Origin of the sequence: uncultured Maribacter sp., assembly GCF_947500985.1 — a bacterium.
Taxonomy (GTDB): domain Bacteria; phylum Bacteroidota; class Bacteroidia; order Flavobacteriales; family Flavobacteriaceae; genus Maribacter.
In genome coordinates this window covers 470,240-481,621 of the sequence record NZ_CANMTX010000002.1, presented here as the reverse complement: position 1 = coordinate 481,621, position 11,382 = coordinate 470,240, and the positions used below count along the sequence as shown (strand labels likewise).

The following is an 11,382-nucleotide window of genomic DNA, read 5'->3' as shown; positions in this document are numbered from 1 at the left end:
TTTCATTTATATTCTTGGTATAATGTTATAACGAAGTTTGTCATTGTACATCCTCAGAACAAATTTCTTCGTTCAAATCCATACTATAATAAACTATTACTAAACATATAGTTACACAACTAATTGTTCACTATTTGTACACGTCTTCATTTCGTAATTAATCGATCTCCTGTATTTCCAAGGTCAAAGTCAAACTGACTTTAATGAAAAACTACTAAAGTCACAAAGGCTCAATTAAAGATTTCAAAGAAAAACATTAAAAAATGTTGTTCAGAAAAAAGATTGATGTTAACCTTTTTTAAATCGTGTCATTAAAAGACAAACGACTAAAAAAGAACATCATGAAAACATGTAAACTAATAGCGATTTTGTTTGTATTCAGCATAACTACCAATGCTAACGCACAATTTTTAAAAAAACTTAAAGAACGTGCACAGGAAGCTGCAGCACAAACTATAGAGAGAAAAGTAGCTGAAAAAACAGAGCGTGAAACAGAAAAATCTTTCGACACTGTCTTTAACAATAAAGGTAGAATGTTTAAAAACAAAAAAGCCGAAAAGCTAGAGCTTTATTCATTTAGCCACGAGTATGTAATGGAAATAGAGAGTGATGGAAGCACGACCGACATCACCTACTATTTAACCAATGAAGATGAATATATAGGAAGCTCTTTTAATATGAAAGATGCTTCAGAATTCGTAACCGTAATGGATTTACCCAATGAGGCTATTCACACCTTTATGAACATGGGTGGTCAGCGAACAACAAACTCAGTACGCTTAGATTTAGAAGATGCACCTGAACTAGCTATGAACAATGACGACTATAATATTTCGAAAACAGGTCAAACAAAAGATATTTTAGGGTACGAATGTGATGAGTACCAAGTAACCGGACCGCAATTATCAGGTAATGTTTGGATAACCCAAGATGCAGATATTTCATTCCATACCGCATATTCAAGTTTACGAACAAAGAAATTTAAAAACATAAAAAAGGGAATTGACCCATCGTGGTTAAGTATTATAGACGGTTTGGTACTTGAAATGGATATGATCGATTATTCGCAAAAAAATGCGAAACCAGTTCATATGATCTGTACACAACTAATAGAGAAAGACTTTAGCATTAACACTTTAGATTATGAAAAACCATTTTAAAACATTCAGTATGAGACACACAATAGCAGTCTTGTTCCTCTTTCTTTTTATAGCATGTACCGAAACCCCTAAAAAACAGAGTACCAGCGAATCAGATAGTGTATCGGCTTCGTCAAAACAAGAAGAAAATAGTTCAAACTCCTCAGGTAATTATAATTCTCTATTTAATAATAACGATTGTGATATGAGTATTGCTGAATTGGCAGAAGTGCTCAAAGTACCAGAATCAAACCTAAATAAGTTGGATAAAATTGGAGGAAACAAATGTTCTTTTGATTTGAAAGGATTTGGCACAAATACTTTAGATGGTGACTCAAGAATTTCATGGAGGTCAACCCCAAGCTCAAAAAAACAGAACAAAAAAGAAATTGCCAGTTATTTGGAACGTAAAGAAGCTAGGCTAAAAATTATGGGGATGGACATAGAGTTAGCTGAAACCGGCGATTGTTACATAGCCCAACAACCTGCTCATGGTAGGATCATAATTTACAATGAAAATTATGACCACGCCTTCTTAATACACTACGGAATTAAAAGTGCAAATACCAATCGCACCAAAGAGCAACATGAAGAGCTACGTCTTAAAATGACCGATTTGGCTAACTATTTATTGCAAAAACATAGAAAATAATAAGGTTATGAGAACTATACTAATTATAATTTTTCTTGCATTTACCAACTTAAGTAATGCTCAATTAACAGACTTCTTCGGCAAAATTATTGTCCATGAAATTAAACTTAACAAGCTAGATGACGGTACTTACGCTGGTGCCATGGAATGGACTACAGGTGGAGGAGATTCTTTACAAAAATTTATAATTAATGGTTTAGATATTAAAACACCTGTTATGGTACGGATAATCTCAAAAGCTCCAGACCATAATATTAACTTAAGTTTTCATAAAGAAAGTTGGGAAAAAGTGGAATCGAAAGTTTCAACAAGTGGGGAGAAATTTGTCGATAAAATTTTTAGGACTATGAATACTGCCGGGATTGGCGTTAATTCTGAAGTAGCGGGAATACCTTATTTATTAACCGTAAAGACCGGTTTACAATTTCCCTCCACCAAATCATTAATTCGTTTTACTGATAATATTGAAGAGTATAACCAATATGCGAAAACACTGGGGGTGTCTGGAGACATCATTTCCTTAGAGACTCAAAAAACTTCGGAAACTCCTGAAACCTCATTGACATACAAAAAAGAAAAAGAAAACAATCTAATGTACATCATTATTGGGCTTTTAATAGTAATCATAATTTTATTCGTTTTGTTCATTTTTAAAAAACAAAAAACAAAAAAACTGTCCATTATAATTTTTGGCATATGTTCTTTTGCAAACACCTATGCTCAATCCAGTCAACCAAGACCGGTTCCTATGTCCGATAAAGAACCAGCGGTATTTATAGAGTATAGGTCAGAGAATGTAAGTAATCAAGTGCTTATTAATTCTAAGAGTCCAGATTACCGTCCTGCAGAAGATCGCACAGTACATTTAGAAGGAGATGATGGAACAACTCACGTAATTAGACTAGAACCTAATCAAGGTTCTTTAGAATTATCAGGTGACGCTGCGGCCGCCGTTGAAAGAAGAATTAGAGAGGCAGATGAGCAGTTTAACGAAGATTATGGAGCAGATTCGCCTGGTGAACCAACAGAAAGTGATGCGAGAATATTACCTGATGATTTAATCTATGAAGAACTGGCAAGACTAAGAAACCAAGTTAGAAGATTACAAGCACAGGTCGATCTATTATCACAACAAGATCAACATCAAGAAGATGAAGATGAAGAGGAAGGTGAGGAAACCCCGATACTTGTATACTGTGAGGATAAACAAGATTGCAAGAATTGTGCAATAAAGCCATTTAATAGATTTAGAAAAAGACATACCTATTTTATGCAATTACAACGTTTCTATTACCGAAAGCGATCAGATCTTAATGCAGGAATAGCAAGTGCTGATGCACTAGCCTCTGTGCCAGGTGCTGGTCTTGGCTGGTCTAATATTCGGTTACACAAAGTACGACCAGCAATGGAAACCTTAAAATTAGAATACGACAAAAAATTTAATCAATATTTAAGTGATATGAGCCTAGATATTAATGCAATCGAGAATTGTTTAGCAACACATTCACAAACTACAAGTTTATTTAAAACTCAGGCTTCAATTATGTTAGCCAATATGCGAACATCAAGAATTACATTTTAATTAAATACTATGAAAAAAATAATTCTATTTATCACCGCAGCTGTACTCATTGCTTCATGTGGTGAAAACTCTAAAATTGATAAAATTTCAAATGAAACCTTAGAAATCGAATCTGACGAAAATGGTGATGAAAAACAACTTTCATCAGATGACCTAGAAAAATCTATGGAGCAATTAGGCGACCTGTTTGATATAAGCAATAGTGATGTGAACTCTGATAATGACTCCCCAGAAGCTAATGCTTTAAAGATGCTATTAGAAATGAGCGGGACTGATAGCCAAGGCTCAGAAGACCTAGGTTCTTTTGGTGATATGCTAAAATCAGATGCTATACTTGATTTGATAGAAGCAAGCGGAGTGTCTAGGGAAGAAATACAAAAACTAATAAATAACCCAGACAGTCTAAAAGTTTTAGCTCAAGCAGCAATTGAGAGTAGAAAGCTTGAACTTTATAATGAACCAGAATTAAAAGGTAAACTATCAAAAGAACAGTTGACTTCTAAAAATACACCAACGGGAGTTTCACTTGAAGAGGCAATTTTAATGGTCCAAGCAGAATCTGGTCCTGAAGCTACCATGGCAAAACTAAAGACTATTGATTCTTTAGCGGGCACCAATGTCATGGAAAAATTGGATTTGACTGAAGCAGGCTATGTTATTCGTGATATTGAACGTAAAAATGAAGAACCACCTACTGTCGAAGAAACCAAGAAAATTGAAGTGCTGAAGAAAGTAACTGGACAATTACATAGCGTCAAAGAAGCCGATAAAGTTTTAGCTGATCTTGAAAAAAGTGAAAACGAAATCAACTCTGGCGTGTTAAAAGCAAGTTCTAGATATCAAGAAACCATAAAATATCGTAAAAAAATAGTCAAAGTATTTCAAAGAGATTTCGAGAGAAAGGCTAAAGCAGCAAAGGATAAATTCCAGAAATTAAATCCTGATCTCTATTTTGGTGATGAAGCCGGAGAAACGTATGTTGGGCATATGAAAAAAGCAGTTTATCTGCCCTTAGGAGAGCTATCTTTTGCTGATGCAGTAGTAGCTTCCGACCACCCATTATTACTTACCCAACAAGTAAATAATGTCATAGGAGAACCAGATGTACTACAAGGTTTCGATATAGAAGACATCACCGGAATTCATAGTCTTGGCTTAGGTGGTACCATTACTGTACAGTTCACAGATAACGCATTGACCGATGTAAATGGTCCTGATCTGTACATTTTTGAAATCGGACAAATTGAGCCGACTAATTTAGAAATTTCCAAGGACGGCAAAGAATGGATTCATGTTGGTAAAATTGATGGAGGTGTTGCCGAAGTAGATATTTCACCCTTTGTAGAAAAGGGCGAACTATTTTACTATGTACGCCTTACAGATTTAAAAATGGAAAGTGGCTTACCAGGTGCAGATGTAGATGCCATAGCTGCAATTGGTGCAGCCATGCGATTAAATCTTGACAGCAAAGTTCTATTTGAAACGGGTAAATCTAATTTAAAACCGGCAGGAATAGTCGCTTTACAAGAGCTTGCGGAAAATATAGCCGCACTTAAAAAAGGTAATGTTATAGTAGAAGGTCATACAGATGATATAGGAAGCGCAGAAACCAACCAAAAACTATCATTATCCAGAGCCAAAAGTGTCTCTGCCGAATTAAAAAAACTAATTCAAAGTAGTAGTTTTCGTTGGAAAGAAAAAGGCTTTGGAGAGTCGCAACCTTTAGTTGAAAATGACACCGAAGAAAACAGAGCCAAGAACAGAAGAGTTGATGTGCTTATACTACCCAATTAATATCTAAATAGTATAAAATGTCAAAACCAATTTTTTATATAGGCTTAATAATAAGCCTCATGTGTATAAAATCTGTATACTCACAATCTTCACCAGACAGTTTATTTGGAGGCTGGAAACTTATACAAATTAGTGGTGGTATAGGAGGGTATGCTCATTCAAATCCTAATCACAATGCTATTATATTTTCATCTGATTGTAAATTCAGAGCATATTTAAAAGGTTCATTAAAATCTTCAGCAAATTTTTATTTAATAAAATCCAAATCAATATATAGCAGTACAGATAGTGTATACCATATTCAAATAGAAGATAAATTCCCTTTCTGGGGCTCATTTACCGTTAACAACAAAAAATTATATGTACGTGATGAAATACATGATGGATTTACCCATGTATACCAAAGGATATATACTAGAGAGAAAATTGACCAATTACTAAAAAAAGAAAGTTATTAACTCATGAAACATATAATATACCATATACTTCTGATATTGCTAACTACTAGTTGCTACTGTCAAACAATGACACAAAACGAAGTTACTAGTCTTGTTGAAATTTTAAATAACAAAACAGCAAACAACATTCAACTAACTTTTACACAAAACAAAGCTCAATTAAATTGGTATAATTTCATAACTACCCTTCATATAAAAAATAAGCTAGATATTTCACCAGAAATTGACTCTACCACAATAAAAAAACCAATACAACAAACGAAAAATAGACAAGCTGGTCCAATATACTTCAAATACAATTTTGAGCCTGCCACAAGTGTTGAAGCCAATTTTAGAGCTAATAAATACGGTAATGTTTTTTTGACTTTAAAATTTAATCCGCATGACACTATAAACATTAGAAGTCAACTAAATGATTTCTCATGTGTTCACAGAACTTCAGATTCGTCACCACATATAGTTCAATGGTCTGGGGACACCTATATCAGCTTCTTACTAAACCCAATAAAAACTGCCGATACCATTCAATTTAAGGTACAGGGTATAACCATAAGTGGAAAATTTGCAAGAAAAGACCAAAAACCAATCCATAAAGAGTACTCCAAATATTTTAGGAAAGATCTAAGACAGGCGTTTGAAACATTTTTTAATCAAGCTGCATTCAAACTAAACGACAACAATAGTCTTATCATTGAAAAAACGTTGTAGGATCTACAAACTCCTGAACTATTTTTCTAAACATTGTTAACCTTTCTCACCTATCTGCATTAATTGTAAATAATAATTAAAACACGAAAGATGAAAACAATTTTACGAACACTCCAGGTTACAATTATGTTATTACAGATACAGCTAGATCAAAAAAGTTTGAAAGTACTTTTTCTTAAAGCTGAAAAAACTTAAATAATAGCAATTATACTATAAAACATACCAGTGTTACACTACAAACGGCACTTGTTACATGTTTTATAGGTTCTAACTGGTAAATCACATATTTTTAAGTGTAACCAACTGATTTTTAAACTATAACTAAATCTATTTATTAAAATTTAAAATTTCTATATTATGAAATTAAAACTATTATTAATAGTAATGTGCAGTGTTGTTTTATGCGCCTGCGATAAAGACTTTACAGGAACCATTACAAACAAAGAAAAAATTGAACTTACCAGTGAAAATTATATTTATGAAGGTGACCTAGAAAAATATTATATAAATAATGAAATTCAACTTATAGACATTAAGTTAAAGAATGCCACGGAAGAAGAAGCTACTGAATTGCTAATTGTAAAAGATGAATTAAAGCAACGTTATGCCCAAATTTCTAGTTTTGATGAAGTAATGAAAAGATGGCCCGTACCTTGTGACATGCCTAATGGTAAATGCGTTCCTGTAAGGTTCGAATACTTTATTTTCAGCAGTAAATTTTCTCTAATAAAATGTACTATAAGTAACATTAATGGAGAATTATTAACAACTATAGACAAATTGAGTCCATTACCGGGGGAACCTGATCTACAATATTTAGAAATCAATGCCAAGGGTTTTGGTAATCAAATTAATATTCAAATTGAAAAAACTGATGAATTAGGAGATACTTTAATCTACAATCAGAGCTTAGGTTTTTAACAGGTTTAGTATTTTAGTGTAATGGCTCCAAAATTCAAGAAGCCCTATGCCTGTGTTGAAAAAAATAATTTACCTAATTTGCTTTTGTCCCATTTGTTTGTGGTCACAACAATTAACGCTTTCAAAAGTAGATTCGTTGAATGAAAAAGCAGAACAGTTCTATTATTACGAAAAAGATTCTGCCTACTTCTATTTTGACCAGGTCAAAGAAATTGCAAAAACAATTAATAGCGATTCTATACTTATAGAGTCGCTATTTAATTCTACGGGGGTTTCTAGCTATCATTATGACTTAAGTAGAATGAGCGCCAATCTTAGCCAACTAGATTCTTTAATTTCTGGTACTACCATTTTAAATACAGACAACTTAAATATTCTACTGTATTACCAAGGTGACTATCATCTTAAATTATTAGAATACTCCAAATCACGAGAAGCTTTTGAGAAGATTATCCAAAATAATAACGCGTTAATTACAAAAAGTGAAACCATTACAAGTTTAGCCTCTGCAGCTTATAGTTTCCTTGGCAAACTTTATATGATAGAGGGTAAATACGACGACGCCAAGTCGTTATACAGAAAAAACATAAGAGATATCCAAAAATCAGAAAATGTTGATTTAGAAGCCTTAACCGGTAATTATAATTTGCTTGCCGAAGTATTAATAAAGGAAAAACAATATAAAGAAGCGAACACATATTTACTTAAGGCATATGCCTATAATAAAAAAGAAAAAAACACCAATTCTGCAATTTCCAATGCATTTCATATTGCTGAAAACTATGGTTATCAATTACAAAAAGATAGTGCCCTTTTATTTTTAAATGACTCTAAAAAATTATTTCAAAACAAACCTATATTTCAAGTAAAATACCATTTAAAAAAAGCGATTATCCATAAATCTAATTGGGAATATGAAATTGCTATAATTGAAATAGATTCAGCTATAAATAGTATCAAACACAATTTTGAAAAACAAAAAAATTCTGATTTAGAAATTGCTTACAATGAAAAAGGGCTACTTCAAAACCTACTGGGTTTTCACGAAAAGGCATTAATAAATTTCGATTTAGCACTTAAAACATCCTTAGACAAAAAGGATAAGGATCCAAACGCGCTAAAACTATTTAAAAACAAGGCTACGACTTTAAATTTAAACGGAGATAATGAATCTTACTTAAAGGCAACTGCGGTGGTAAAACAGACCACAATTTTTCTTAATCAAATAAAACCAAGTTTTAAAAATTCTACCGATAAATTATTTCTAATAGAAAATGCTTATCCAATTTTCGAATCTGGCATAGCATCATCTCAACACTTATATAAGTCAACTAACAATGATATCTATATAGATGAAGCTTTTCAATTCTCTGAAAATAGTAAATCCGTCTTATTGCTAGAAGCTTTATTATCTTCTAAAGCCACAGAATTTGCTAAAATCCCAAAAGAAACATTATCACGAGAAACTCAATTAAAAGCAGAGATTACACATGTTGAAAAACAAATTGCCGTTTCAGAAAATTTAGAAGAAGGTTTAGAAGATCAGCTATTTAGCCTAAAACAAGAACTTCGTAATTTGGTAGTTGATATAGAAACCAACTACCCAGCATACTATAATTTAAAGTACAATAATAAAATACTAACATTACCAGAAGTACAAGGTAACTTAAAAGAAAACGAACTCTTCATTTCCTATTTCTACGGTAACCAGAAAATTTATACAATCGCTATTTCTAAGAATGATAAGTTCTTTTATAGTATTAGAATTACCGATGAACTTGAAGAAAATATAAGCGACTTACACTCAATGCTCTCGAACCCTAAATCGAACCCAGATTCACTTTCTAAGCTGAGTCATAAACTGTATCAAAAACTATTAGGTCCAATTTTAGAATTACATCTACAAGAAAAAATTATACTTGCCCCAGATGGTTTATTAAACTATATCCCTTTTGGCAGTCTGGTTTCTAATGAGACAGAGCATCGCTACTTGATAGAAGATAGAACCATCAGTTATGTGAACTCAGCTACATTATGGGCTCAATTAAATAGCATAGAACAAAACAGTGCTAACCTGCTAGCATTTGCGCCTAGTTTTGATAATAATGTACCTTCAGACGGCACGCGTTCTCAAATATTAGGCAATTTACCGCATAACAGAAATGAAGTTCAGCAGATATTGACATCTTTTACCGGTAAATCTTTTATTAATGACCAAGCTACGCTACAAAATTTCACTGCAACATTATCTGATTATTCGGTCTTACATTTGGCAACACATGCCGTTTTTGATGATAAGAATCCAGAATATTCTTATTTAGCTTTTACTCCAAAATCAAAATCTGATGATTTACTTTTTGTAAAAGACCTATATAACTTAACCTTAAATGCCAGTCTCGTTACCTTAAGTGGATGCGAAAGTGGCATTGGCGAACTTAAACGGGGGGAAGGATTTTTAAGCCTTGCTAGAGGATTTTTCTACAGTGGCGCAGCAAGTATATCAAGTACGTTATGGAAAGTGAACGACAATTCATCTTCTGAGCTTATGGGCGAGTTTTATGAGAATTTAGCTAATGGAAAACCAAAAGATGCATCTTTAAGGGAAGCTAAACTATCCTTCTTACAAAAGAACAAAGAAAACGGACTTGCACACCCATACTATTGGTCAGGTTATATCATTCAAGGAAACACCGAGCCCTTAATTACCTATTCGCATTGGCAATGGTATGTGTTTGCTGTAATCTCGGTTCTTCTTATTTTCTTGAACAGAAAAAGACTAGTTCAACTTTTCAAGTAATTCTGTTGCTTCATTCTTCTTATATGTTCCCATTTTTATAAGTTTCTCCAATAATTTTTTAGCTTCTTCTTCCTGCTCTAATTTTAGGTTTGCAAGAGCTGCATACCAATAGCCCTCATCTTTAAACTCGCTATTTATTGATATAATTTCTTGGAATTTATCTGTCGCTTTTAAATAATCTCCATTGGCAAGATAAGCTTGACCTAAATAAAAATCTACATAATCTAGTCTAGTCTTTTCCTTTAACTCAAAGAGGTAGGTAATAGCAGTTTCAAAATCATCAGTTTCATAAGCTTCAAAAGCTAAACGCTCCAATGACTCATCAGTTGCATCGCCACGTGTAATTGTATATACCGTATTAGGGTATTTCTCATAATTGGAAGCATACAATTCTTCTGTTCCATTAAACACATCAGAATTAAATACAAACCAGCTTACACCTATTAATACGGCAATACTAGCAGCTATACTTAATGGTTTCCAGAAATTTTGTTTCTCCTGACTAGGTGCACCACTTAATTCAGATTCAAAACCTTGTAACATTTTCTTAAAACTGTTATTTTCAGTTTTGCGTACAACAGATTTTACATCCTTTTCAAATTCAAACTGCGTTTTAAATTCTGCATCACTTTCTAAAAACTGGTTAAAATTGACCTTCTCATCTGGGGTCAATGAACCATCAAAATATTTTAATAATAATTGCTCTTTATCCATCATAATTGGGGGGAATTTTTAATGGCTTCCTTTAATGTTTTCAAACATCTGGATTTCTGACTTTTTACCACATTTTCACTGTTATAGTTTCCTTCTGCCATAATTTCCTTAATGTTATACTGTTGGTAATAGAATAGCTTTAATATTTTTTGGCATTTTTCTCCTAAAGTATCAAAGTACTTTTTCAATAATTTTTGTTCAGTTGACAAAGCATCGTTGTCAATATCAAACGCTTCGATCTCGTCATCTATTTCCTCTACATTGTTCAATAATAATTCATTGTTCGTATGCTTATTTCTCTTTCGTAATCGCTCCATAATCTTATACTTACCTATACTAATTAGATACGTACTTAAAGCGCTTTTTAAGGTTGTTAATTTTCCATTCTGAATATTTTCATAAAGTGCAACGTAAGCATCTTGGTAAGCATCTAACACCTCTTCATCTGCCAGGGAATACCTTCTTGCAAAATTCAAGAATAGCTCACGATTCTCTTCATATACCTTTTTAAAAGCAGATTCAGAACCTTCTTTAAGCGCTTGAAATAAAGTTTCATCTGAATGATTTTCCATTTAATGCATTTACGGATAAATAGTTAACACTTAAAAGTAAAAAAT

10 protein-coding genes are annotated in these 11,382 nt (G+C 32.8%); 8 read left to right on the top strand and 2 right to left on the bottom strand.

Annotated elements, in window-relative coordinates:
- Positions 1 to 341 precede the first annotated feature (341 nt).
- The 8 genes from Q0871_RS05685 to Q0871_RS05650 all read left to right on the top strand — a co-directional run bounded on the left by Q0871_RS05685 (position 342) and on the right by Q0871_RS05650 (position 10,051).
- Positions 342 to 1,160, top strand: a complete 819-nt coding sequence (locus Q0871_RS05685) for a DUF4412 domain-containing protein (protein ID WP_299319230.1) — start codon at positions 342 to 344, stop codon at positions 1,158 to 1,160.
- 10 nt (positions 1,161 to 1,170) lie between these two features.
- Complete coding sequence (locus tag Q0871_RS05680) at positions 1,171 to 1,791, top strand: hypothetical protein (RefSeq protein ID WP_299319227.1); 621 nt, start codon at positions 1,171 to 1,173, stop codon at positions 1,789 to 1,791.
- A 7-nt stretch (positions 1,792 to 1,798) separates the two neighbouring features.
- The gene (locus Q0871_RS05675; protein WP_299319225.1) at positions 1,799 to 3,373 is read left to right on the top strand and encodes a hypothetical protein; all 1,575 of its coding nucleotides are present in this window, start codon (positions 1,799 to 1,801) and stop codon (positions 3,371 to 3,373) included.
- Between the two features lie 9 nt (positions 3,374 to 3,382).
- A complete protein-coding gene (locus Q0871_RS05670) occupies positions 3,383 to 5,167 on the top strand; it encodes an OmpA family protein (RefSeq protein WP_299319223.1) in 1,785 nt (594 codons plus the stop codon).
- A gap of 59 nt (positions 5,168 to 5,226) precedes the next feature.
- The gene (locus tag Q0871_RS05665) at positions 5,227 to 5,625 is read left to right on the top strand and encodes a hypothetical protein (RefSeq protein ID WP_299319219.1); all 399 of its coding nucleotides are present in this window, start codon (positions 5,227 to 5,229) and stop codon (positions 5,623 to 5,625) included.
- 66 nt (positions 5,626 to 5,691) lie between these two features.
- Positions 5,692 to 6,333, top strand: coding sequence for a hypothetical protein (locus Q0871_RS05660; protein ID WP_299319216.1), 642 nt, complete (start codon positions 5,692 to 5,694; stop codon positions 6,331 to 6,333).
- A gap of 357 nt (positions 6,334 to 6,690) precedes the next feature.
- On the top strand, positions 6,691 to 7,254 hold the full coding sequence (locus Q0871_RS05655; RefSeq protein WP_299319212.1) for a hypothetical protein: 564 nt from the start codon (positions 6,691 to 6,693) through the stop codon (positions 7,252 to 7,254).
- A 97-nt stretch (positions 7,255 to 7,351) separates the two neighbouring features.
- On the top strand, positions 7,352 to 10,051 hold the full coding sequence (locus tag Q0871_RS05650) for a CHAT domain-containing protein (protein WP_299319209.1): 2,700 nt from the start codon (positions 7,352 to 7,354) through the stop codon (positions 10,049 to 10,051).
- On the opposite strand, the gene Q0871_RS05645 is transcribed toward Q0871_RS05650, so the two are convergent.
- Both Q0871_RS05645 and Q0871_RS05640 read right to left on the bottom strand, forming a co-directional pair.
- Positions 10,031 to 10,768, bottom strand: coding sequence for a hypothetical protein (locus Q0871_RS05645; protein WP_299319204.1), 738 nt, complete (start codon positions 10,766 to 10,768; stop codon positions 10,031 to 10,033). The two genes, Q0871_RS05650 and Q0871_RS05645, sit on opposite strands and share 21 nt — an antisense overlap.
- Positions 10,765 to 11,337, bottom strand: a complete 573-nt coding sequence (locus Q0871_RS05640) for a sigma-70 family RNA polymerase sigma factor (protein ID WP_299319200.1) — start codon at positions 11,335 to 11,337, stop codon at positions 10,765 to 10,767. The genes Q0871_RS05645 and Q0871_RS05640 overlap by 4 nt, the downstream gene beginning before the upstream one ends.
- Between the last annotated feature and the right edge of the window lie 45 nt (positions 11,338 to 11,382).

What these genes read in the sequence shown, in the direction of transcription:
- Q0871_RS05675 (WP_299319225.1), top strand. Translation starts at nt 1,799, where the DNA reads ATGAGAACTATACTAATTATAATTTTTCTTGCATTTACCAACTTAAGT.
- Q0871_RS05645 (WP_299319204.1), bottom strand. Translation starts at nt 10,768, where the DNA reads ATGATGGATAAAGAGCAATTATTATTAAAATATTTTGATGGTTCATTG.
- Q0871_RS05640 (WP_299319200.1), bottom strand. Translation starts at nt 11,337, where the DNA reads ATGGAAAATCATTCAGATGAAACTTTATTTCAAGCGCTTAAAGAAGGT.
- Q0871_RS05685 (WP_299319230.1), top strand. Translation starts at nt 342, where the DNA reads ATGAAAACATGTAAACTAATAGCGATTTTGTTTGTATTCAGCATAACT.
- Q0871_RS05660 (WP_299319216.1), top strand. Translation starts at nt 5,692, where the DNA reads ATGACACAAAACGAAGTTACTAGTCTTGTTGAAATTTTAAATAACAAA.
- Q0871_RS05670 (WP_299319223.1), top strand. Translation starts at nt 3,383, where the DNA reads ATGAAAAAAATAATTCTATTTATCACCGCAGCTGTACTCATTGCTTCA.
- Q0871_RS05665 (WP_299319219.1), top strand. Translation starts at nt 5,227, where the DNA reads ATGTGTATAAAATCTGTATACTCACAATCTTCACCAGACAGTTTATTT.
- Q0871_RS05680 (WP_299319227.1), top strand. Translation starts at nt 1,171, where the DNA reads ATGAGACACACAATAGCAGTCTTGTTCCTCTTTCTTTTTATAGCATGT.
- Q0871_RS05655 (WP_299319212.1), top strand. Translation starts at nt 6,691, where the DNA reads ATGAAATTAAAACTATTATTAATAGTAATGTGCAGTGTTGTTTTATGC.